This is a genomic window from Janthinobacterium sp. KBS0711 (genome assembly GCF_000988085.1).
In the GTDB taxonomy this organism is placed as follows: domain Bacteria; phylum Pseudomonadota; class Gammaproteobacteria; order Burkholderiales; family Burkholderiaceae_D; genus Janthinobacterium; species Janthinobacterium lividum_E.
Window position 1 is genome coordinate 83,874 of record NZ_LBCO01000018.1, and the last position, 23,078, is coordinate 106,951.

Genomic DNA, 23,078 nt, shown 5'->3' on the forward strand with positions numbered 1-23,078 from the left:
AAGATGGCGCCTGGGGGCGCGACCGGATCAGGATAGCAGAAGTTTAAGATCGTGCGCGATGGAGGCAGGCTTTTCGCCGTGGCGCACGAACAGGCGGATCTTGCCTTCGCGGTCGAACACATAAGTGCCGGCCGTGTGGTCGACCGTATAGCTGCTGTCCGTCTCGCCCTCGACCTTGGCGTAATACACCTTGAATTCCTTGGCCACCTTGGCCGTCGCGGCAGCGTCGCCATACAGGCCCACGAAGCGCTTGTCGAAGGCCGGCACATACTGCGCCAGCAATTCCTGCGTGTCGCGCTCGGGGTCGACGGTGACGAACAGCACTTGCACCTGGTCCGCCTGCGGGCCCATTTCCTGCATCACCTGGGCCATGTCGGCCATGGTGGTAGGGCACACGTCCGGGCATTGCGTGTAGCCGAAGAACATCAGCACCAGCTTGCCCTTGTAGTCGGCCAGGGTGCGCGGGTGGCCCGTGTGGTCCGTCAGCGCGAACTCGCGCGCGTAGCCGAGGCCCGTCACGTCCGTGTTCTTGAAGGCCAGCTTGGTCGCGGCAGGCTTGCCGCAGCCGGCCAGGACGGCGACCAGCGCGGCCGCCAGCAACAGAGTCAGGTATTTTTTCATGTGCCGAGAGGAATGTAGTGGTCGACCAGCAAGGCCGCGAACAGCAATGCCAGGTAGATGATGGAAAACGTAAAAGCCTTGCGTGCGATCAAGTCCGTGTAGTGGCGGTACATCTTCCACGCGTAATACAGGAAGCCGGCGTTGAGCACCACGGCCGACGCCAGATAGATCAGGCCGCTCATGCGCACGGCGTACGGCAGCAAGGTGGTGGCGGCCAGCGCGATCGAGTACAGCCAGACGTGAAATTGCGTGAATTGCATGCCGTGCGTGACGGGCAGCATGGGCAGGCCCGAGCGCGCATAATCGTCGCGCCGGTACATGGCCAGGGCCCAGAAGTGCGGCGGCGTCCATACGAAAATGATCAGCACCAGCAGCCAGGCCTGCATCGGCACGTCGTTGGCGACGGCCGCCCAGCCCAGCGCGGGCGGCATGGCGCCGGACAGGCCGCCGATGACGATGTTTTGCGGCGTAGCGGGTTTCAGCACCATGGTGTAGATCAGGGCATAGCCGACAAAGGTGACAAAGGTCAGCCACATGGTCAGCGGATTGACGAGGTGATACAGAATCGCCATGCCCAGGCCGCCGATCACCAGCGCGAACACCACCGTCTGCTTAACCGTGATGTCGCCCATGGCCATCGGACGGCGCGCCGTGCGGGCCATGCGCGCATCAATCTCGCGCTCGGCCAGGCAATTGACGGCAAACGCGGCGCCGGCCAGCAGCCAGATACCGACGGTGCCGAACACCACCGCGTGCCAGTCGGGCAACTCCTCGCTGGCCAGGAACATGCCGATGACGGCGCAAAACACGGCCAGTTGCGTCACGCGGGGCTTGGTCAGCGCCCAATACTGGGCGATGCGGGGGGATGGTTTACGGCTGATGGTCTGAGTAGTCATTTATGCGGTACGGGAAGGACTGGCTGGTGCCGAGGGCACTGGCGCGGAGGCGCAAGCAGATTTGCGCGCTACATCGAGTTGGAATTTAGCCTTGTAGTTTAACATGGTCAGCAATAACACGAGCAGCGCCGCCCCGCCGTTATGCATGACGGCAATCGACAATGGCCAGCTCAGGTAGATGGTCGCCAGGCCCGTTGCCGCCTGCAGGGCCAGCACCAGCGCAACCCAGCGGGCCGTGCCGCGCAAGGACGGCAGCTTCCATGCGCGAAACACGGTATAGCCGATGCCGGCGAGCACGATGAAGGCGAAATTGCGGTGTACCCAGTGGATGGCCGTCAGCGCGGAAAACGGCAAGTAATGGCCGGCGGCCGTCTTGCCCAGCTCGCGCCACAGATGGAAGCCATGCTCGAAATCCATCTCCGGAATCACCTTGCCGCCGCACAGGGGGAAATCCGTGCAGGCCAGGGTAGCGTAGTTGGTGCTCACCCAGCCGCCCAGCGCGATCTGCACCGTCAACAGCACGAGCGAAAAGATGGCCAGCGCACGCACGGGGCGCAGCACGGCAGCGTCCGCATCGGCGCGCAGCAAGGGTTTCACGGCATGATCCTGGCGCCCGCCCAGCCATGTGAGCATGGCCAGCAAGCCCATGCCCAGCAGCAAGTGGATGGTGACGATCACGGGCTGCAGTTTCAGGGTGACGGTCCAGGCGCCGAACGCACCTTGCAGGCAGACGAACAAAAACAGCGCCGTCGGCAGCGCGGGCGCGAATTCCGCGCGGCGGCTTTTCTTCCACTGGCGCCACGCCTGCACCATCATCGCCACGATCAGCACGCCTATGGCCATGGCCAGGTAGCGGTGCGTCATTTCGATCCACGCTTTCACCACCGTCACGGGGCCCGTCGGCATCAGCGTTTCCGCCGCGACGATATGCTCGTGCGCAAGGAAAGGATTGGCCGAGCCATAGCAGCCGGGCCAGTCCGGACAACCCAGGCCGGAATCGGACAGGCGCGTAAAGCCGCCAAACATGATCAGGTCGACCGTCAAAAAGACGGCGATCCACACGAGCTTGCGGTACTTATTGGCGTCCGCGGACACCCAGACCATGGTCAGCGGCAGCAGCGCCACCAGCAGACCCGTCAAGCCCAGCTGGGCCAGCGCGGAGAGATGCATCGTCGGCATGCAGACTCCTCAACCGATCGCCGAAGCTTTGAGCAGCTTGGCGATGTCTTTCTTGATCTTGTTCGGGTCCGCGTCTTTCGGGAAGCGCATCATCAGATTGCCCAGCGGATCGATCAAATACAAATGGTCGCTGGTCTTGCCGCCCGGCTCCACGGGCAGCCAGGCTTTCAAGGCGTCGCCATTGACGCGCAACATGCTGGTGCCATCGAATTCGCGCATCACGAGCGTATCGAGCGGCTGGGCATCCGTCACCAGCCAGACCCGTTCCAGGCGCTCGCGTTCCTTGCCCTGCATGAGACGCAGTTGTTGCATGTCAAACAATTGCTTCTTGCATGCTTCCTGGCAATCGGACGGCCCCGTTTGCATCAGCACCCACTTGCCCTTGAATTGCGCCAGCGGCGACGCCTTGCCGTCCAGTTCCGTCACGTGCAATTGTTCTTCGGGAATCGGATGCAAACGCGGGTCGATCAGGGCGCCGTAATTATTGCGGCCCGTGGGTTTGATGATGTAGTACGTAAAATACGAGGCGATGATGGGAAACGCGCACACGGCCACGACGGCCAGCAGTTTCCAGCGTCCCGTATTTTGTGCCTGTTTATTGGCGCTGTCTTGCGTTGCTTCAGGGTTGTTTGTTTGCACGTCGAAATCCTGTAAAGACAAAAAATAAAAAAGCCATCAGTGCCAGTGCGTACCACTGGAAGGCATAGCCGCGGTGCTTGTCCGCGCCCAGGTCGGGCGCCGGCCAGTCGCGCACGGGAAGCTGGCTGGACGCAGGCGCCGTTGCTCCGTCGACTGTTTGTTCGAGAATGAAAGGCTGCAAGACCAGGCCGCTGGCCTGTGCCAGTTGGGCGATATCGGCATTTTGCACGATGGCGTGCGGCGTCAGGGCCGGCGCCGTGCCCAGTTCCATCACATGGCCCGCGTTCAGGCGCGCGATGCCGGAAATCGTCACCGTGCCCGTGGGCGTGGCGTAATCGGGAATGCGCGTGCGCTCGGCATTGTTGCGCGGCAACCAGCCCTGTGCCACCAGCACGTGCATCTGGGAACCGTCGATCTGGAATGGCGTGAGCACGTGAAAGCCGGCCTGGCCCTTGTAGGGACGATTGTCCAGGTACACCGTCCAGGCGGGCACGAAATGGCCCGTGACGGTAACGCGGCGATATTCGATCACTTGCGCGTCGGTCGGCAGCATCGGCGCGGCCGTCAATGCCAGGGGCGCGGCCTGGTTGCCCGCGGCGAGTCTGGCGGCGCGGGCGACTTTTTCATCGCCTCGGCGCTGCTGCCATTGCGCCAGCGACACGCCCAGGGCTACCAGTAGCAGCATTACAACAAATGGAATCCATCTAAAATGGAAGCGGATACGCATTACAATGAAACCTCCTCAAGCCTGGCGCTACCATCCATGAAAATCCTCGTTGCCATCGCCTTCATCCTGATCCTGGGCAGCCTGGGCTCGGCCCTGTTCTTCCTCATGCGCGACAAGGGCAAGAGCAACCGCACCGTGCAGGCGCTGGCCCTGCGCGTGGGCTTGTCGATCACCCTGTTTTTGCTGATCCTGCTGGCGCATCATCTGGGCTATATCCAGCCGACGGGAATACATTAAATGCTGGGGTCAGACCCGCGGGGGAATGCGCCTCAATGGGGCGGATTCCGATCCCGCAGGGACTGACCCCGGTGCTAACGACGTTGCTTGGTTAGCAAAATTCTTAAACTAAGAAAAAAGCCGTACCCAGGATGTCCCGGTACGGCTTTTTTTATGGTGCAGGCGCAAGCGCTAACTGCGCGCGCCCTGCCCCGCCATTATAACCAATACACGACCACGTACAGGCCCAGCCAGACGACGTCGACAAAGTGCCAGTACCAGGCGGCGCCTTCGAAGCCGAAGTGGTGTTCGGGCGTGAAGTGGCCTTTCAGCACGCGGTACAGGATGACGGACAGCATGATGGCGCCCAGGGTTACGTGGAAGCCGTGGAAACCCGTCAGCATGAAGAAGGTGGCGCCGTAGATGCCGGACGTCAATTTCAAGTTCAGTTCGCTGTAGGCGTGCATGTATTCGTAGACCTGGAAGCCCATGAAGATGGCGCCCAGCAAGATCGTGGCGAACAGGAACAGGGCCGTCATGCCGCGGTGGCCGGCGCGCAGCGCGTGGTGCGAGATGGTCAACGTGACACCCGACAGCAGCAGCAGGGCCGTGTTGATGGTTGGAATCCAGAACGGCGTCATGGTGGTGAATTCCTGCACCGTGCCGGCCGGGCCAGTATTGCCCCAGTGGGCGGCGAAATCGGGCCAGATCACCTTGTGGTCGAGGTCGGCCAGCCACGGCATCGAGATGCTGCGCGCATAGAACAGGGCGCCAAAGAAGGCGGCGAAGAACATGACTTCCGAAAAGATGAACCAGCTCATGCTCCAGCGGAAAGAGTGGTCGATGCGCTCGCTGTACAGGCCCTGTTCCGATTCGCTGATGGCGTCGCCGAACCAGAAGTACAGCACCAGCAGGATGCCGGCGATGCCCAGGTAGTTCACGTACGGGCCCCAGGAGACGTCATTGACCCAGGCCGAGGCGCCGATCATGGTCAGCAGCAGGCTGGCGCCGCCCAGCATGGGCCAGCGCGACGGGCCGGGCACGAAATAATAAGGTACGGCGGCGTGGTTGGAACTCATCATCATCTCCTCAAAAACTTATAGGGTGGTTTTTTATAATTTATAAAACGACGAATTTAACAATTGAAATCAGGATGCCGATCAGGCAAGCCACCACCAGGAAGCCGGCGATGACGATGTGCACGGGATTGAGCTTGGCCGAATCCGTGTCGAAATCGCTCTTGCGGCGCAATCCCGTAAACGACCACACGACGGCCCGCAGCGAATACAGGAACGACGCTTTTTCCGGCTGCTTGGATTCGCCCATGCCACTCTCCTATTGGATGGCCGGCGTCTGAGCCTGGCTCAGACCGGCGATCTCGAAAAACGTGTACGACAGCGTGATGGTCTTCACCTCTTTCGGCAGGGCCGGATCGAGGAAGAACACCACGGGCATCTGCCGCGCTTCGTTGGCCTTCAAGGTCTGCTGCTTGAAGCAGAAGCACTCGACCTTCTTGAAATGCGGCGTGGCGCTTTGCGGCGCATAGCTGGGGATGGCTTGCGCGTTGACGACGCGGTTTTGCGTATTGACCACTTCATACATGACGGTCACCAGTTCGCCCGGATGCACCTGCATGCTCGAGACGGTGGGGCGGAAGCGCCATGGCCCTTGCGCATTGCCGTCGAACTCGACGGTGATGCTGCGCGTCGTGTCGACCTGCGTATTGTTGTCGTAAGCCACCGTGCCATCTTTTTGCGTCAGCACGTTGATGCCCATCACTTCGCAAATCTGCTTGTAGACGGGGATCAGGGCATAGCCAAAGCCGAACATCAGCACGGCAATGACGAGCAGCTTGCCCAGCATCTTGCGGTTCAGGCCGCGTGTTTCCTGTTGATGGGGCGTCGTCACGTCAGAGCCACATGCGCTTGACGAACACGGACAGGAAGAAGAAGGCCGCCAGGGCCCCCAGTATCAGCCCGGTACGCAGGTTGTTCGGTTTTTTACGCTCAGTTTTCACTTCGGTCATGACAGGCACTTTATTCAAGACGGGCCGCGCAACACGCCGGCCCGGGATACCTTATTTCACTGTCGGCGGCGTTTCAAACGTGTGGAATGGCGCCGGGCTCGGCACGGTCCATTCCAGGCCTTCCGCGCCTTCCCATGGTTTCGCCGGCGCAGCCTTGCCGCCGCGGATGGTCGGCAAGACCACGAAGAACAGGAAGTACACCTGCATCAGGCCGAAACCGAAGCCGCCGATCGAGGCGATCATGTTGAAGTCCGTGAACTGCGCCGGATAGTCGGCGTAGCGGCGCGGCATGCCGGCCAGGCCCAGGAAGTGCATGGGGAAGAAGGTCACGTTGAAGGTGATCAGGGACAGCCAGAAGTGGATCTTGCCGCGCGTCTCGTTGTACATGTGGCCCGTCCATTTCGGCGACCAGTAGTAGAAGCCGGCGAACAGGGCGAACAGCGAACCGGCCACCAGCACATAGTGGAAATGCGCCACCACATAATAGGTATCCTGCAGCTGGATGTCGATCGGCGTGACGGCCAGGATCAGGCCCGTGAAACCGCCCATGGTAAACACGAAGATGAAGCCGACCGAGAACAGCATCGGCGTCTCGAACGTCATGGAACCCTTCCACATCGTGGCGATCCAGTTGAACACTTTCACGCCCGTCGGCACGGCGATCAGCATGGTCGCGTACATGAAGAACAGCTGGCTGGTCACCGGCATGCCGGTGGTAAACATGTGGTGCGCCCAGACGATGAAGGACAGGATCGCGATCGAGGCCGTCGCGTACACCATCGAGGCGTAGCCGAACAAAGGCTTGCGGGCAAACGCAGGCAGGATCTGCGAGACGATGCCGAAGGCCGGCAGAATCATGATGTAGACCTCTGGGTGGCCGAAGAACCAGAAGATGTGCTGGTACATGACGGGGTCGCCGCCGCCGGCCGCATTAAAGAAGGAGGTGCCGAAATGGCGGTCCGTCAGGGTCATGGTGATGGCGCCAGCCAGCACGGGCATGACGGCGATCAGCAGATACGCGGTAATGAGCCAGGTCCAGCAGAACATCGGCATTTTCATCAGGGTCATGCCCGGCGCGCGCATGTTCAGGATGGTAACGATGATGTTGATCGAACCCATGATGGACGAGGCGCCCATCAGGTGCATGGCGAAAATGGCCATGTCCATGCCAGGGCCCATCTGCGTCGACAGCGGCGCATACAGGGTCCAGCCGGCAGCCGTGGCACCGCCCGGCACGAGGAAGGACGTGGCCAGCAGCAGCGCGGCCGGCGGCAGCAGCCAGAACGAGAAGTTGTTCATGCGGGCAAACGCCATGTCGGACGCGCCCACTTGCAGCGGGATCATCCAGTTGGCGTAGCCGACGAAGGCCGGCATGATGGCGCCAAACACCATCACCAGGCCGTGCATGGTGGTCAGCTGGTTGAAGAATTCAGGGTGGAAAAATTGCAGGCCTGGATGAAACAGTTCCGTACGGATCATCAGGGCCAGCACGCCGCCCGACAGCAGCATGATGAACGAGAACCACAGGTACAGGGTACCGATATCCTTGTGGTTGGTGGCAAACAGCCAGCGGCGGTAGCCGGTGGGGTGGTCGTGGGCATGGTCGTGATCGTGACCGGCGTGGTCCAAGGTGCTCGTGCTAGTACTCATATGCGGCTCCTAATTACTTGCGTGCAGCCACGATTTCGGCTGGTTGAACGATGTTCTCTGCGGCCTTGTTCGACCAGGAATTGCGCGTGTAAGTGATCACTGCGGCAATTTCCGTGTCGGACAGCTGTTTCCAGGCTGGCATTTCAGCGGGATACTTGCCGCTCTTTTGCCCGTTCAGCAAGACGTGGATCTGGTCCGCTTTCGGACCGTTCACCACGGCCGAGCCGTCCAGCGGCGCAAACGCACCTGGCACGCCCTTGCCTGTCGCCTGGTGGCAGACCACGCAGTTGGCCGCATACACTTTCTCGCCCTTGACTTTCAATTCGTCGATGGTCCACACCTTGCTAGGATCATCAGCCAATGCCGCCATTTCCTTTTGTTTTACATCAACCCAGGCCTTGTAGTCATCGGCTGATACGACCTTGACGACGATGGGCATGAACGCGTGTTCCTTGCCGCACAGCTCGGCGCAATTGCCGCGGAAGGTGCCGATATGGTCAGCCTTGAACCAGGTGTCGCGCACGAAACCGGGAATCGCATCCTGCTTGACGCCAAAGGCGGGCACGGACCAGGCGTGGATGACGTCGTTGGCTGTCAGCACCACGCGGATCTTCTTGTTGACCGGCACGACGACTTCGTTATCGACTTCGATCAGGTAGTTTTCGCCCCGTTTTTCCGTCGGCGGCGCGCCTGGCGCACCCACTTGCGAGCGCGGCGTGGCCAGGTTGGAGAGGAAGGAAATGCCTTCGCCCTCGCCTTTCAGGTAGTCATAGCCCCATTTCCACTGCATGCCCGTGGCCTTGATGGTGATGTCGGCGTTCGAGGTATCCTTCATGCCGACGACGGTGCGCGTGGCAGGCAGGGCCATGCCGATGACGATCAGGAAAGGCACGACGGTCCAGGCGATCTCGACGGTGGTGCTTTCGTGGAAAGTGGCCGGTTTGTGGCCGAGGGACTTGCGGTGCTTGAAGATGGAATAAAACATGACGCCGAACACAGCCACGAAGATCACCAGGCAGATGATCATCATCAGGGTGTGCAAATCGTAGATTTCATGGGCGATCTGTGTCGCCGGCGGTTGCAGATTCATTTCGAACGGCACGGGACCGCCGGTGCCGGGATAGGTACTGGCAGCCGGTGCCGCCGTGGCCCATCGCCCGATGCCAAACGCTGTCAAAGACAGCCCGAGCAGCAACGATTGAAGTCGCTTTGCATGTGTCATGTTTTCCCCAACCACCCAAAAATAATGATATTTTAAACGGCTGCGGACTTCTCCGTACTGGACCGCTGCCGCTCCTCCATGAAAGCAACACGGCCAGAATACGGCCATGTGCGTCAAGCACCAGCGAATTCCATGCTGGCTGCCGCAGCAAAAAAGGCGGCGTACAACCATGCTGGAACCCTGTTTTTCTTCCCCACATCGAAATGGCCTCGTGTGGAAGATGGTTACTATACTAATGCAGTAACTTCGAATTCGTCTTGCTTTGTTTTTTTTATTTTGTATGCAGCCCTTGTTTTTTCTACTTAGCAAGCTGACAAACAATCAACGATTATAATCAAGTAAACTTGAATCCATCAAGCAATAATCGGCTTTGTGCGCGCCCTTCTCCCCGCCGCCGCGCGCTTTGCAACGCTTGTTGCAACATCCATGCGCGGATGGCGACCAAGTGTCGGTTTCTTTGCCCTTTTATTTGGGTTTGCGCGGCAGGTCGAAACGGATGATGGCTTCCCCGTTGCGCGTCACGCGCGGCGCGGGACGGAAGGCGTGGCCATAGATCACCTCGAAACTCAGGCCCAGCTTGCCGTCGGGGCGGCGCGTTTTTTCCAGCGCAGCCAGCATGCGCTGCCAGGCCGCCTTGCCCATCAGGCCGCGCCGGCGCGTGGTCAGCGGGTTGCCGCCAAAGGCGCGCACGTCCGCCAGCAGTTTTTCCGCCGTATCGTAGGTCACCGTGATGATCTCCATGTCCAGCACGGGCGTGGAAAAGCCCGTTTCGACCAGCATGTCGCCAAAGTCGTGCATGTCGACAAAGGGCAAGGCATGCGGATACAAGTCCGCCTCGGCAAAGGCGTCGCGCACTTCGCGGAAGGTGTCCGGACCGAAACAGGAAAACATCAGCAAGCCATCGAGGCGCAGCGCGCGCCGCCATTCGGCAAACACGCGATCGGGCTGGGCATGCCAGTGCAGCGCCAGGTTCGACCACACGAGGTCGATGCTGCCCTGCGCCAGCGGCAAGTCGCCGAGGTCGCCGCACAATAAATCCACGCCCGCCTTGGCCGGCAAGAGTTTGCTGAGAAACTGGTTCAGGCTGGCCAGTTTCGACGCGGGCGCGCGCGCCGCCTGCATCATCGCTTGCGCTGCATCGAGACCGATAATCTGCGCGGCGGGATAATCCTTTTGCAACTGCGCCAGGTCCGCGCCCGGACCGCAGCCGGCGTCAAGCACACGGTGCGGCGTGATTTTCACCAACTCCAGGCGCTCGTGCATGCGTGCCGACACTTCGCGGCGCAGGAAATCCGATGGCGCGACGCGCGCCGGACGGGAAAAGAAATCGCGTACTTGCACCGCATCGATGGGCGCACTCATTTTGGGCGGACTGGTGGGAACTGGCATGTTGAATCGGGTGAGGTGAGATAATGTCGGCAGTGTACATGGAACGACGCCATCGCGATGCGGACCGCCACCCGGCACCGTCTTGATGCCGCGTGGCAGGCGCTGCGGCTATGGCTGGGCGCCACGGTGCTGCCCGCCCAGTGCGCGCTGTGCGGCATGGGCTGCCCGCAAGTGCTGTGTTCGCCCTGCCGCGCGCAGTATCTGGGACAACTGCGCCACCGCTGCCGCCAGTGCGCCAATCCGCTCGACGATGTGGCAACACTGTGCGGACGCTGTTTGCGCCAGCGGCCCGCGTATGACGCCACGATCACGGCGTTTGACTATGCGGCGCCCGTCGACCAGTTGCTGCTGCAGCTGAAATTCGGCGCGCGCCTGGCGCTGGCGCCCCTGTTGGCAGAACTGCTGCACGTTGCCATTCAGCAACAACCAGAGTGGGAAGCGCCGCAGCTGCTGTGCCCCGTGCCCTTGGGCCCGGCCCGGCTGGCCGAGCGGGGCTTTAACCAGGCGCTGGAAATTGCCCGCCCGCTGGCGCGCCTGCTGGACGTAGCTTTACAGCCCCGCCTGGCGCTGCGGGTGCGCGACACCCGGGCGCAAAGCGGCGTGGCGCCACAGGAACGGCAAGCCAACCTGGCGCACGCGTTCGCCATCGCGCCCGAATACGCGCCGTTATTGCAAGGGCGCCATGTCGGCATCGTCGACGACGTGATGAGCAGCGGCCATACCGTCAACGCCCTGGCCGCCGCCTGCAAGAGCGCGGGCGCGGCCAGGGTCAGCATATTAGTGGTGGCGCGCACGCCGCCACGCTAGCATCACTTATATAAGGAGAGCATTTTGTTTCACGTTGTTTTGGTAGAACCTGAAATCCCGCCCAATACGGGCAACGTCATCCGCCTGTGCGCGAACACGGGCGCGCAGCTGCACCTGGTCGAACCGCTGGGCTTTCCGCTCGACGATGCCAAGATGAAGCGCGCCGGCCTCGATTACCACGATTACGCCAACATGAAGGTGCACAAGAATTGGGCAGCGTTCCTGGCCGACACCCAGCCCGACCCGGCCCGCATGTTCGCCATGACGACGCGCGGCTCGCGCCCGTTCGGCGACGTGGCCTTCCTGCCAGGCGACGTGTTCGTATTCGGCTCGGAAACGAAAGGCCTGGACCCGGCCCTGCGCGACGGCTTTCCCGCCGAGCAGCGCATCCGCCTGCCGATGCGCCCGGACAACCGCAGTTTGAATCTGTCGAATACGGTGGCCGTCGTCGTCTACGAGGCCTGGCGCCAGCACGGATATCAGGGTGGCGCTTAACTAACGCAGCGCCAATTGCGGTGCGGCGTCGCCCGCCTCCAGCATCACCAGCTGCGTGCGCAAGTCACGCGTGGCGGCCAGCTTGCCGTTCACGTACAGATTCGTCTTGACGCCATACACGCCTTGCGACACGCCGGCCGGCAAGGTCAGCTCGAACGAGTTTTCAAAGCGCCCGCCCGACTTGTTGTTGCTGGCCAGGGCTTTCGAGCCGGACTTGAATGGCTGGCCTTGCGGGTCGAGCACCACCAGCTCTTCGCGCACGTCGTTGACGCTCTGCGCGCTGCCATTGACCAGCTCCACCACGGAATTGACCTTGAACGGCTGGCCGCGCTTGACGGTCGACGCGCTCAGTTGCGGCGTGTACGACACCACTTGCGGCTCGCGCGGCAGCGCGCCCCGCGTGCGGATGTAGTCGCGGTCCGCCTGCGCCGCCGTCTTGGTCTGGCGCGAATTGACATTGATGGCCAGGCAACCGGCCGCCGCCAGACCGCCGCCGATGGCCGCCCCCTTCAGCGCGCCATTCTTGCCGCCCGCCAACGCACCCAGCAACGCTCCCACGGCCGCACCGGCAGCGGCCGACGTGCCCACGCTGCACGGGTCCTCATCCGTCGCCGCCTGGGCGCCACCTTGCGGATAGGAACCGTCCTGGCGCACGCCATTCGGGTTCATCGGCGCCGTGGCGCAACCGGCCAGCATGGCCGCGATGGTCAGCGCAGCGGCCGCGCGCATGGTGGTGTGGTTCAGCATGGTGACTCCCCAGATAGCTAGTTGATCGTTGTTTCCGTCTGCAGCACTTGCCGTTCGCGCTCGCGGATGCGGCGCGACAGATTGTCGATGCGCGCATTGCCCGGATCGACGCGGCGCGCGCTTTCCAGATACGTCTTGGCCGCATCGAACTTGCCTTCCAGCAAAGAGCGCTCGGCATCGCGCAGGAACGATTGCGCCATCTCGTTGCGCATGGCCGCGCCGCTATCGACGGGTGACGTTTCCAGCGGACGGCGTTCGGCCACCGCAGAACGTTCGACCACGCGCGCGGGCGCCGGTTCCTGCTGTCCCGGCGTCGACACGGTCGCCGGGGCTGGTGCCGGTGTTAAAACGGGTGCAGGCGCCGCGGCCGCCGACAGCGCCTGCACGTCGGCCTTCAACTGCGGCAATTCCACCGCTTCGCGGTCGATCGCTTCCAGCCTGGCGATGCCATTTTGTGCCGCCGTCGCATCCTTGCCATCGAGCGCCTGGCGCACGCCCACCAGCACGGACGCGGCTGCCGCTTGCTGGCGCGCCAGTTGCTTGCGCAAGGAATCCACGCTGGCAGCGCCCGCGCAATCGATGTCGAGCGCGGCGATACCCTTGGCGGCGCTTTGCAATTGATGGCCATCGATAGCCCGCTCGATGGCGCGCACGCTGCGCTGGCAACCGCTGGACGCGGCACCGGCCTTGCCGATGGCCGCCTGCAAATCATCCGCCTTGGCGCTGGACTTGCCCGTGCATACATTCTTCGCCGTCGCCAGCTTCTGGCGGGCGCCGTCCAGGCTGCCGTTCGCTACCAGTTTCAAGCCGCTATCGATGGCGTCATTGCAGGCCGATTCATTCTTTCCGCCCGGCTTGCCATTCATGTAGACGATCACCAAGGCCAGCACGGCGATGCCGCCCAGCCAGCGCAGCCACTTGCGCGGCGGTGATGGCGCTTCGGTTGATGCCGGTGGAGTTGCCGGTGCGGGCTTGGGCGCGGCTTTCGGCTGGGCCGGCTCAGGCGGCGCTGGCGGCGGTACCGGTACCGGTGCCGGCTTCGGCGGCGCTTTCGGTGCAGGCACAGGCGCCGGCGCCACCGGCACGGGCGGCGGCTTGGGCGCTACTGGCGGTGATACAGGCGCTGGCGCTGGCAGCGGCGGCGGCACGGCCGCTGCCGGCTGGGCAGCACCAGCCACCACGTGACCGCAGTACGGGCAATGGCTGACAACGGTCCACAGACCCGTCTTGCATTTGTTGCAAATATCCAAAACTAATCCTTCATTCCAACGTCATTCCAGCGTTCACAGAGGCGGCGGCATCAACGGTGGCGGCGCGCTGAGAAACAAGGGCGCCAGTTCGGGGAACTGGGCCAGGTCGGCCCAGGCCGGCAAGCCGGCGCGCCACACCTTGGTGGTGCCTGGTGCGACCTGGCCCGCCTGCACGTACTGCACGATCTGCTGGGCCGTAAACGGTCCCTGCTGCTGGCCATTGATGCCCAGGAAATACTGGTATTCCACCAGCGGCGGCGGCATGCCGCCCAGCGGTGGCGGCGCCATGCCGAACACGGCTGCCGCCGGGGCAGATGCCGCGCCGGCCGGGCGCAGCAATTGCTCGAGGCGCCCCGCTTCCAGCATTTCCGCCTTGATCGCGTATTTCAGGCGCGGCTGGCCATCCGCTTCCGGCTCGCGCACTTCCCAGTCGTAGGCATCGCTGTCGGAGTCGCCGATGACGTTCGCCCACTCCTTCAGGCGGCCCAGCAAGGCTTGCACCGTGCGGTCGAGCTCATCGCTGGCCATACCCTTGCGGCGCGCCGATTCGCGCAGGCGCGCGCCCACTTCGGCGGAAATCGCGCTGCCAAAACCGACGTACGGCAGTTGCGAACCATCGGCCTGCGCCACCAGCTTGGGCGCATACACGGTGCGTTCATAGTATTTTGCCAGCGCCGCCATGGCGGCCGTCTGCACGGCGTCAAGCGCAGTCAATTTTTCCTCGATGCGCAGGGCGATATTTTTCTCGTACGAAGCGGGCATGCCGTTCTGGCGGATGGCCCGTTCATTGCCGATGCGGCGCAAGTCGCCCGGCTCGACGGCAAACTGGTACTGGCCCGGCGGCACGACCCTACCCGTGTGGCGCGTCAGCACGCCCAGCATGATCGCTTGCAGGAATTCGCCAAAGTCTTCCGCCAGGCGCTTCATCTCGTCCGTGTTCGGTGCGATGGGGTGCGTGAATTGCGTCGGATCGATATGCGTGTGGGTCGGCGCCTTGTCGTTGTCGCCTTCCTTGCGGTAACTGGTGCGCCAGCCTTCCAGGCCGCGCAGCACCGTCATCGGCACGCCGGCCAGTTCGCAGTAGCAGACGGCGCGCCCGCGGATGCCCGTTTCGACGATTTCCAGCTGGCTCACCGTGATGCCCACCTGGGTCGGCACGCACGATTCGAGCTCGGCGCCGAACTTCGCCTTGAAGGCGGCCGCGTTGGCCACGCCGATCACGCACTTGAACTGGTCCGACACGACCGTGAAATCGCCCGCCATATTAGCGTCGATCCACGGCATCGAACAGGCCAGCAGCTTGCGGAAGCGGTCCAGGCGTTCGGACACATCCATCTGTTCCAGCGCTTCGAACAGCGGATCGGGCGTGCTCGTCGCGCCTTCCACCAGGCTCGTCGTGGCAATCATGTTCTCGGCCATGCGCGTGACCTTGGCCAGGATCAAGCCCCGTTGCGCCGGTTCGCCCAGCATGGGGAACAGCGCTTTCGAGCCGCCCATGTCCTTGAACGCTTCATCGGCCCACTGGCGCAAGGTGGCCGCCGACGGCAGCGCGATGTCTTTTTCCGTGACAGGAATGACGATCAGGGTCGCGTGTTCCTTGTCCAGGTCCTTTTGCAAAATCGTGTTGGCGGTTTTCAATTCGGCCAGCATGGCCAGCACGCCTTCGCGGCCCGTTTGGAGTTCGCCCACCAGGCCATTCCACTGCGCGCGGCCTTGCGCGTCGACGCCGACACGGTTGCCCAGCCAGCGCGACAGTTCGCCCAGCAAGATGACGGACTCGTCCGCCGCCTTGGCGCGCAGATGGAATTTCAGGGCATTCGCCATTTCCGTGCGCAAATGGTCCATCACCACGCCCGCCTGCTTTTCGCCATTGCTGAGGAAACCGAAGGTGCTGCGCGTCTGTTCCAGGTTGTTCAGCAGGCGCTCATATTCGCGCGAACGCACGGCTTCCTTGATTTCGCGGTAGCGCTCGGCATTGTTGCCGATCTGCGCCGTCAAGCCGCTGCCAGGCGCCTCGATGCGGTCCTTGATCTGCTCCACCAAGGACAGCACGTATTCCAGGCCGCCGAATTCCTTGTTGTCCAGGTAACCATACAGCTGGTCGCGCACGACTTTCTTGACGTCTTCCAGCACTTCGCGGCGGCGCTTGCTGATGCGGTCTTCCGTCGTGTCGGCCGTGGAATCCTGGTCGCGCACGGCGTCGCGTTCCAAATGCTTCATGGCATCGCGCACTTGCGCCGGCCATTCGCTGCGGTCAAAGCCCGTGCGGATATCGTTGATGCGCGTATTGACCCGGTTTTCCACGCCGGCCAGCAAATGGCCGTGGCGGTCTTCCAGCAATTCGTCGACGACGCGGAAATCGATGAAGTCGCCGCTGGAGCGCTTGAGTTCGATGCTCTTGTCGGAAAACTCGGGGAAGTCGCTGAACGGCGTGCCCTTCAGGAACATATTGGCGGCGAGGAAATTATCGCGCTGCGTATCCGTGGCCCGGTTGGCGCCCGCATCCGTGCCGCCCACGCCAAAGAACGCTTGCAGCATGGCGCCGGCCCAGCGGTGGGCCCGCTCGTCGCGCGCCGCTTCCTGGCGCGTGTCGAGCACGGCCATGCCGAACGAGGAAAAGCGCTTCGAGAAATACAGGCGCATGTCGCCGAAACGGTCTTGCGGCACGGGCGCGTTGTACAGCGAGTTCTTGTGCTGCGCCTGGTTGACGGCGATCGAACGCTTGGCGCGCGCGAAGTCGGCCGAGGCGAAATCCTCAAACAGCGAATCGGCCACCATGTGGTAGACGTCGCTGACATCCTTGGTGTGCTGCTGGGCCAGGTTACCCGAATCGATCAGGTAGACCTCGCTGTACGGCTCGCGCGTCAGTTCCGGGCGGTCGTACGCATCCCAGCGGCCCACGTAGCCCTTGTTGCCCATCATGGCCGATTCCAGCTCCATCAGCGCCGCATAGCCATTGGCCTCGACCCGGTCCTTGTTGGCCTTGGTGTAGCCGGTCGGCAAGAACAGCATCAGCTCGACGTCGGCCGCGCCCACTTCGCTGCGCGCCAGCCAGCGCGCCAGCAAGCCCATGTCGAGGAAGGAGCCGGAACCCGTGCCGCCCGCCACGGAACCGACGATGACGATGCGGAAACGGTTCGTTTCCATGCGCAAGCCCAGCTCGGCCAGCTGGCGCTCGTGCGACAGGCCCGCCTTCAAGGCTTTCAATTTCAAACGGATCTTGTCACGGATCTTCGCGTACTTGTCGAAGAAATACAGGCGCGACACGGCGCGGATCTGGCCGGCGCCGCTGCTCATGTCGAAACGCAATTCGCGGATGCGCTGCGGCGTCAGCGGCAGCCATTCCTTGATGTGCGGATATTTTTCCAGAGAATCCTCATCGCGGCTGTACTTGTCCATGTCGAACGATTCGACCACCTTGTCATCGTCCGTGAACTTCACCTGGTCGAACTGCAAATCCTTCGCCTGCGACTCGCCGCTTTCGATCACGGCGCCATTGTCGAGGTCGAAATGGATGAATTGCGCGATGGGAAAGTCGGCCAATCCCTCGATGCGCGTGCGGTTGCCCGCGCCGCCCCACAGGGTATTGAGGACGCGCCGGCGCACGCGCATCAGCACCTGCATGCCCGTGCCGCCGATACCGATGAACAGGGTCGGGCGCAGTTCGATGATCTTGTCCTGCTTGCGCTCGCTGGCGCCGCCGGTGATGGTTTGGTTCAGGTTCTCTGCCATGGTGATTCCTTCGATGATGCGTGTTACGGCGTACTCTTAGCGGCGGCTCGAGGTGAATGTCAGCAACAGGGCAACCAGGCCCACCAGCACCAGCGGTCCCATGAACAGTGGCGCGAGGAATTTATGCGCGTTCACGGCGGCCAGCACGACACCGGTCGCCAGGCTGGCCAGGAAGATGAACAGCCACCAGCCCGAGGCATTGGCCTTGTTCGGCGGCACGCGCTTGGCCACCAGGCCATTCGCATAGGCATTCTTGGCAAAGAAAAAGGCGATGAACAGCAGTAACAGCACGACGCCGCCGATCAGGGTGTCGCGCGACGAGGTATCGGTCGTGCTGGCGGGATCGAGCGCGGGCGCAGGTTCGGTCGTGGCCGTGGTTGCCGCAGCGCCGGCAGCCGGTGTATCGGCGGCGGGCGGCGCGGACGCCGGGGCTGGCAAGGTAAAACCTGCGTTGTCTTTTGGAGTGTCTTGCGCCATGGTATGCCTCTGGTGGATTTGACTAATTAAAAAGGAATCTGTGTTCAGGCCAGGCTCAGGGTATGGCCTTCAGCCACGCGCACGACGGCCGGCTTGCCCAGGCCCCGCTTGAGTTCGCCAATGTCGCGGCCGTCATCGTCGCGGATCTGCACGCTCTTGAATGGTTTCAACAACACTTGCCGCTGCACGCCGTCGGCCATCACCTTGTAGCGCGTGGCGCGTGTGCCAAGCAAGCCCAGCGCCAGCAAACCCAGCACGAACGCCAGCACGCCGCCGAGTATCACCAGCACGGGCAGCAGCGGATACTGGATGCGCACCAGCAGCGGTATCGTTGCCTGCGACGCGCGCACGCTGTCGGGCGGCGTAAACATGCTTGAGATCGGGTCGCCGGGGAACAGTTCCTGCAAATCCTTGCCGAAGCTGGACGCCAGTGCCAGCCGCTGTTCCGACAGGCCCACTTGGGCCTGCATGGGCAACATCACCTGCTTGCCCATGGCGGCAATCGCCTGCGCCGACCACGGCGATGGAATCTGCGCCATCGGCAACGCGAACTGTACCTGCACGGACTGGCTGGCGCCCGGCTGCAGCTGACGGATTTGATCCGGCGCAACGTTTAGCGGCGCGTTGTGGCCCGCCAGGCTCGCGTGCACCTTGGCGCTGTCGATCACGTACGGGAAGAACATGTTTTGCAAGGACGCCTGCAGCACCACTTGCGGCACCAGGCTCGCCGCATCGACGTCGAGCACGATGGTGCGCCCGTCGCGGCCCAGGCTGGCGTGCACATTGGCGCTGTTCTTGACGGACTGGGGCACGATGCGCACGGCATCCTGGTCCACCGGTTTCAAGCGCGCGGGCGGGCGCGTCAGCACTTGCGACAGCCGCCCTTCGGCCAGGATGCGGTTCAACGCCTCGGACGCGGGCTGTCCATACGCAAGCGCATACACCATCAAGCCCTTGGCGCTGTACAGCTTGCCCTGCACGGGCATGCGCAGGGGAAACACCACCGTCTTGGTGATCGACGGCTCCAGATGCAGCAGCCGGTAAAAGTCGCGGTTGCGCTCGGCCGTCTGGCTGTCGTTGTTCGGGCTGTTCTTGTTGTTCGTAAAAATCCATACGATGCCGGAAGCGGACTGGAACGGGCCCGTGATGGTCTTCGTGACGGCTTCCTGGAAATCCGTATCGGCCAGCGCGCCGCCGGCGCTCTTGCGTGCCAGACCCAAGTTCGCCAATTGGCCCGCCACGCCGGCGCCGCCCTGCCCTTGCCCGATCAGTGCGGGCGACACATTGCTGCCGCTGCTCTGGCTGAAGGCCAGCGTATAAACTTTATCGGACGGGCTGGTGGCAGCCTGCGCCACGGCGCCCACGAGGGCTTTCAGTTGCGACTGTTCATCCGTGTAAAACGGCTCCATCCAACCCGAGTTTTGCACGAGAAACGCTTGCTGGATACCCGCCGCCTGCACGCTGGCGGTGGCGAAAAAAGCGGCGCAGGCCGCGATCAGGACGCGCGCTTTCATGCCTGCAAGGCCCAGCCATCGATGCGCGACAGCAGCGAGTGATACGCCCACAGCATGCCTTCGTGGACAAACAGGCGCACACGCCACGGCTCGCTGACGGCGAACGTGTGAAACACGGTTTCGCGCAACTCGTCGTCTTGCACCAGCTGGGCCGCCAGGCGCTCGTTCGAACGCAGCACGCTCGACAGGCCGGCACTGGTGGCGAACTTGACGCCGAAGACGCTGTTGCCCACGCTTGACTCCAGCAGCGGCATGACGGCCTGGTTCTTGCCGCCATCGTCGCCGTGTTCCGGCTCTTCCCACGGCGCCGTTTTCAGCTTGGTGGCAAAGCGGTAATTGAAGCTGCCCGAACACAGGCGCGGCGCCAGCGCGTCGGCCCGTTCGGACTGCGCGCCCAGTTTCACATAGACATAGGTGCCGCGGCTACGCTCGAAACACAGCTGCCACAGGCCGCCGTCGCGCGACACGTAGGGGCTGCCGAATTCGAAATGCGGCACCAGCCCTTCGGGCCAGGGCGTAAACGACGCGGCCACGTTGCCGTCCGGCTGCAGCTGCAAGCGCAGCTGGCCATTGGCGCAGGGCCACACGGCCATGCGGTTGTAGGCCACGGGCGCGCTGACGCTACCCAGGTCAACCACGCCGTCGAGCAGCACATCGCTGCCCGGCTTTTGCGCGGCGTCAAGGTTGACGAAGCGGATGCGGCCATCGTCGTCGCGCAGCGGCGCCCACAGCCGGTTCTGGAACCAGACGGGGCTGGCCACGCACGGCGCGCCGCCCACGTGCTCGACCACGTAGGTCAGCGATGGCACGTCGGGACGGATGCAAGCCAGGCCATGGCTGGTCGGCAAGACCAGCACGCTATTGAACTCCGGCACCAGCTCGGCGCGCCAGGCGCCGTGGGCCAGGTCCGATTCGGCCAGCAGGCTGCCATAGTCGGGGTCCAGCGCCAGCCAGCGTTTCGAGGCGGGCAGCCACGCGTGCAGGACGGCCTTGCGCGGGTCGAGCGCCAGCAGCGCGGGCGCGCCGGTGCCGAACTGGGCGGAAAAGAATTCGTATTCGCCGGGCGGCGGCATGGGCAGCGAGGCATCGGCCTGCGCATGCTCTTCGCGGGCGCGCTGGTCGGCCAGTTTCAGGGGTACGCTGGCCTGGCGCAAGCCGGACGGGCCGGCCGGCGGCACGTCGCTGACGGGGTGTGCGCCGTAGGGCGGCACCCACGGCGGGGTAATAGAGGTGTCGGGCGGCACTTGCAAGGCCGCGCCCGAGGCGGGGTCGAACGAGAATTCGGGCGGAAACTGCCGCACGGGCGCGTCGGCGGTCGCAGGCAGGCGCCGCGCCAGCATCAGCTTGCCAATATCGGCGTGGCTCACCAAGGGCGAGACGTTCTGGCCGTCCGCGCTGCGCTGCATGCTCCATGCGCCCTCGTCATCGACGTACCAGGCGCCGGAGGGCAGTGGCCAATCCCCAGAAGTTTTATGATCCATTTATTTTCTATGACAAGCAATGCATATCAGACGGTGTAACGTGCTGGGGCTGTCGAAACGAAGTCGCAGCCCTGGCAGTTCTCATAGTAACGTCTTTTTATCTGTATGGAAACATTGACGAGCTTCCTCAGCCCTGCTGCGTCCGCACTTTCGTCAACAGCTTGGTGGTCGAGCGGTCATGCTCGAAATCGATGGCCACGGCCTGGCCGCCATACGCGAGCACGGCCTTGCCTTCCGGAATGGCCGTCATGTCGTAGTCGCCGCCCTTGGCATAGATTTCCGGTTGAATGTCCTGCACCACTTCCAGCGCGCTGTCTTCCGAGAATGGCACGACCAGGCTCACCGCTTCCAGCGCGGCCAGCACGGCCATGCGGTCTTCGCAGTTGTTCAGGGGACGGTCGTCGCCCTTGCCCAGGCGTTTCACTGAAGCATCAGTATTCACGGCAACGATCAGCGAAGCGCCCAGCGCGCGCGCCTGCGCCAGATACGTCACGTGGCCGCGGTGCAAAATGTCGAACACGCCGTTCGTCACCACCACCGGTTTCGGCAGCGCTTGCGCGCGGGCGCGCAATTCGTCACGGCTGCACAGTTTGTTTTCAAAGTCAGGCATGGCTATCTCTTGTTGGGTTAATTATGGTCACGCTCAGGCGTGGCTATCGCTTTGGATGCCGCCCGCATCCCGGCGCCAGGCATCGATCAAGGCCAGGACGGCCGGTTCCAGGCCCTCTTCGGCGATGCGATCTTGCCGGTAATAAATCATCAGTGCATACACGCGAGCCAGGCGGCTGACGGGCGGCGACAGCGCATATTCATTGCCGCGCGCCGGTTGCCTGGCTCGCCAGTAATTGATCGCCGCTTCCAGCGCCTGCATCCGCAGTTCCATCGCCCTCTCCCTCCGCCGCCCGGTCCCGCATTATAGGGGGCGATCCGCTACAATACGCCATCGGCGCCACAGTTTCACGTTTGCGCCACCTTTCATTCATTGCAAGTAAGTACTTCCTGTGTTTCAATCAACCTATGACACTGACTGAACTGAAATATATCGTTGCAGTCGCGCGAGCGAAGCACTTCGGCCATGCCGCCGAAGCTTGTTTCGTTGCCCAGCCCACCCTGTCAGTGGCCATCAAGAAACTCGAAGACGAATTGGGCGTCGTCCTGTTCGAACGGGGCGGCGCGGAAATCTCCGTCACGCCCCTGGGCGCGCAGATCATCGCGCAAGCCGAGCGCGTGCTGGAACAAACGGCCGCCATCAAGGAACTCGCCAAGCAAAACAAGGACCCGCTGGCCGGCCCGTTGCGCCTGGGCGTGATCTATACGATCGGCCCCTACCTGCTGCCGCCCCTGGTCAAGGCCATGATAGACCAGGTGCCGCAGATGCCTTTGATCTTGCAGGAAAACTTCACGGTTCGCCTGCTCGAATTGCTGCGCCAGGGCGAACTGGACGTGGCCATCATGGCCCTGCCCCTGCCCGACCATGGCATGGCCATGCAGGAACTGTATGACGAACCGTTCGTCGTGGCCATGCCGCGCCAGCATCCGTGGACGGCGCGCGACAAAATCGCCGCGCAGGATTTGAAATCGGAAACCATGCTGCTGCTGGGCAATGGCCACTGTTTCCGCGACCAGGTGCTGGAAGTATGCCCCGAAATGGCGCGTTTTTCCTCGCCCGGCAACGGCATGCAGCGCACGTTCGAAGGTTCTTCACTGGAAACCATCCGCCACATGGTGGCCAGCGGCATCGGCCTGACGGTGTTGCCGCGCGCCTCCGTCGCCAATATGCACGCCACCGACGGCATGCTTGAATACCGGCCGTTCGCGGAACCCGTGCCATCGCGCCGGGTGGTCATGCTGTGGCGCAAGAGTTTTACGCGCAAGGCGGCCATCGACGCCTTGTGCGCGGCCATCGCCAGCTGCAACTTGCCTGGCATCACCCCCTTGTGCGAAGACGACGAATAGTACATTTACATACTATTTGCGATAATCGACCTTTCTCTTCAACAAGATCGAGTC

General features: G+C 62.8%; 24 protein-coding genes. 4 read left to right on the top strand and 20 right to left on the bottom strand.

What is annotated here, in order from left to right:
* Positions 1–27 precede the first annotated feature (27 nt).
* The 5 genes from VM94_RS10130 to VM94_RS10150 are packed head-to-tail and all read right to left on the bottom strand — an operon-like array spanning position 28 to position 4,062.
* The gene (locus VM94_RS10130; protein WP_046683382.1) at positions 28–621 is read right to left on the bottom strand and encodes an SCO family protein; all 594 of its coding nucleotides are present in this window, start codon (positions 619–621) and stop codon (positions 28–30) included.
* Entirely contained in the window at positions 618–1,517 is a 900-nt protein-coding gene (cyoE, locus tag VM94_RS10135; RefSeq protein WP_046683383.1) for a heme o synthase, read from the bottom strand. The genes VM94_RS10130 and cyoE overlap by 4 nt, the downstream gene beginning before the upstream one ends.
* Positions 1,518–2,687, bottom strand: a complete 1,170-nt coding sequence (locus tag VM94_RS10140) for a COX15/CtaA family protein (RefSeq protein WP_046683519.1) — start codon at positions 2,685–2,687, stop codon at positions 1,518–1,520.
* 18 nt (positions 2,688–2,705) lie between these two features.
* Positions 2,706–3,335, bottom strand: a complete 630-nt coding sequence (locus VM94_RS10145; protein WP_046683384.1) for an SCO family protein — start codon at positions 3,333–3,335, stop codon at positions 2,706–2,708.
* Positions 3,316–4,062 (bottom strand): SURF1 family protein, encoded by a 747-nt coding sequence (locus VM94_RS10150; RefSeq protein ID WP_046683385.1) that lies wholly within the window; start codon positions 4,060–4,062, stop codon positions 3,316–3,318. The genes VM94_RS10145 and VM94_RS10150 overlap by 20 nt, the downstream gene beginning before the upstream one ends.
* 36 nt (positions 4,063–4,098) lie before the next feature.
* On the opposite strand from VM94_RS10150, the gene VM94_RS10155 reads away from it, so the two are divergent.
* Positions 4,099–4,299, top strand: a complete 201-nt coding sequence (locus tag VM94_RS10155) for a twin transmembrane helix small protein (RefSeq protein ID WP_046683386.1) — start codon at positions 4,099–4,101, stop codon at positions 4,297–4,299.
* Positions 4,300–4,496: 197 nt separating this feature from the next.
* Here VM94_RS10155 and VM94_RS10160 read toward each other — a convergent pair whose 3' ends face one another.
* The 7 genes from VM94_RS10160 to VM94_RS10185 form a co-directional block, all read right to left on the bottom strand.
* On the bottom strand, positions 4,497–5,357 hold the full coding sequence (locus VM94_RS10160) for a cytochrome c oxidase subunit 3 (RefSeq protein WP_034748999.1): 861 nt from the start codon (positions 5,355–5,357) through the stop codon (positions 4,497–4,499).
* A 40-nt stretch (positions 5,358–5,397) separates the two neighbouring features.
* Positions 5,398–5,604: a DUF2970 domain-containing protein gene (locus VM94_RS10165; RefSeq protein WP_034749002.1), complete on the bottom strand. Its 207-nt coding sequence runs from the start codon at positions 5,602–5,604 to the stop codon at positions 5,398–5,400.
* 9 nt (positions 5,605–5,613) lie between these two features.
* The gene (locus VM94_RS10170; protein WP_082127658.1) at positions 5,614–6,186 is read right to left on the bottom strand and encodes a cytochrome c oxidase assembly protein; all 573 of its coding nucleotides are present in this window, start codon (positions 6,184–6,186) and stop codon (positions 5,614–5,616) included.
* A gap of 1 nt (position 6,187) precedes the next feature.
* Complete coding sequence (locus VM94_RS28955; RefSeq protein WP_216350353.1) at positions 6,188–6,304, bottom strand: cytochrome oxidase small assembly protein; 117 nt, start codon at positions 6,302–6,304, stop codon at positions 6,188–6,190.
* Positions 6,305–6,355: 51 nt separating this feature from the next.
* Positions 6,356–7,954: a cytochrome c oxidase subunit I gene (gene ctaD / locus VM94_RS10175; protein WP_034749009.1), complete on the bottom strand. Its 1,599-nt coding sequence runs from the start codon at positions 7,952–7,954 to the stop codon at positions 6,356–6,358.
* A 13-nt stretch (positions 7,955–7,967) separates the two neighbouring features.
* On the bottom strand, positions 7,968–9,176 hold the full coding sequence (gene coxB, locus VM94_RS10180; RefSeq protein ID WP_046683388.1) for a cytochrome c oxidase subunit II: 1,209 nt from the start codon (positions 9,174–9,176) through the stop codon (positions 7,968–7,970).
* A gap of 465 nt (positions 9,177–9,641) precedes the next feature.
* Positions 9,642–10,565, bottom strand: coding sequence for a methyltransferase domain-containing protein (locus VM94_RS10185; RefSeq protein ID WP_034749015.1), 924 nt, complete (start codon positions 10,563–10,565; stop codon positions 9,642–9,644).
* 57 nt (positions 10,566–10,622) lie between these two features.
* On the opposite strand from VM94_RS10185, the gene VM94_RS10190 reads away from it, so the two are divergent.
* Entirely contained in the window at positions 10,623–11,372 is a 750-nt protein-coding gene (locus VM94_RS10190; RefSeq protein WP_046683390.1) for a ComF family protein, read from the top strand.
* A gap of 24 nt (positions 11,373–11,396) precedes the next feature.
* The gene (trmL, locus tag VM94_RS10195) at positions 11,397–11,867 is read left to right on the top strand and encodes a tRNA (uridine(34)/cytosine(34)/5-carboxymethylaminomethyluridine(34)-2'-O)-methyltransferase TrmL (protein WP_046683391.1); all 471 of its coding nucleotides are present in this window, start codon (positions 11,397–11,399) and stop codon (positions 11,865–11,867) included.
* On the opposite strand, the gene VM94_RS10200 is transcribed toward trmL, so the two are convergent.
* From VM94_RS10200 to VM94_RS10235, 8 genes are all read right to left on the bottom strand, one after another.
* Positions 11,868–12,614 carry a hypothetical protein gene (locus tag VM94_RS10200; protein ID WP_046683392.1) on the bottom strand — a complete coding sequence of 249 codons (747 nt, stop codon included), beginning with the start codon at positions 12,612–12,614 and terminating at the stop codon, positions 11,868–11,870.
* A gap of 17 nt (positions 12,615–12,631) precedes the next feature.
* On the bottom strand, positions 12,632–13,864 hold the full coding sequence (locus VM94_RS10205; RefSeq protein ID WP_138828922.1) for a hypothetical protein: 1,233 nt from the start codon (positions 13,862–13,864) through the stop codon (positions 12,632–12,634).
* A 33-nt stretch (positions 13,865–13,897) separates the two neighbouring features.
* A complete protein-coding gene (locus tag VM94_RS10210) occupies positions 13,898–17,596 on the bottom strand; it encodes a tubulin-like doman-containing protein (protein ID WP_052755704.1) in 3,699 nt (1,232 codons plus the stop codon).
* A gap of 36 nt (positions 17,597–17,632) precedes the next feature.
* Positions 17,633–18,073 carry a hypothetical protein gene (locus VM94_RS10215; protein ID WP_046683395.1) on the bottom strand — a complete coding sequence of 147 codons (441 nt, stop codon included), beginning with the start codon at positions 18,071–18,073 and terminating at the stop codon, positions 17,633–17,635.
* 44 nt (positions 18,074–18,117) lie between these two features.
* Positions 18,118–19,587, bottom strand: coding sequence for a hypothetical protein (locus VM94_RS10220; RefSeq protein WP_046683396.1), 1,470 nt, complete (start codon positions 19,585–19,587; stop codon positions 18,118–18,120).
* On the bottom strand, positions 19,584–21,068 hold the full coding sequence (locus VM94_RS10225) for a hypothetical protein (protein ID WP_138828923.1): 1,485 nt from the start codon (positions 21,066–21,068) through the stop codon (positions 19,584–19,586). Before VM94_RS10225 ends, VM94_RS10220 begins: the two co-directional genes overlap by 4 nt.
* A 127-nt stretch (positions 21,069–21,195) precedes the next feature.
* Positions 21,196–21,678, bottom strand: coding sequence for a D-glycero-beta-D-manno-heptose 1-phosphate adenylyltransferase (gene rfaE2 / locus VM94_RS10230; RefSeq protein ID WP_046683398.1), 483 nt, complete (start codon positions 21,676–21,678; stop codon positions 21,196–21,198).
* A gap of 33 nt (positions 21,679–21,711) precedes the next feature.
* Positions 21,712–21,951, bottom strand: coding sequence for a DUF3717 domain-containing protein (locus VM94_RS10235; protein WP_046683399.1), 240 nt, complete (start codon positions 21,949–21,951; stop codon positions 21,712–21,714).
* Between the two features lie 134 nt (positions 21,952–22,085).
* Between VM94_RS10235 and VM94_RS10240 the strand changes: the two genes are divergently transcribed.
* Positions 22,086–23,024, top strand: coding sequence for a hydrogen peroxide-inducible genes activator (locus VM94_RS10240; RefSeq protein ID WP_046683400.1), 939 nt, complete (start codon positions 22,086–22,088; stop codon positions 23,022–23,024).
* Positions 23,025–23,078: the final 54 nt, after the last annotated feature.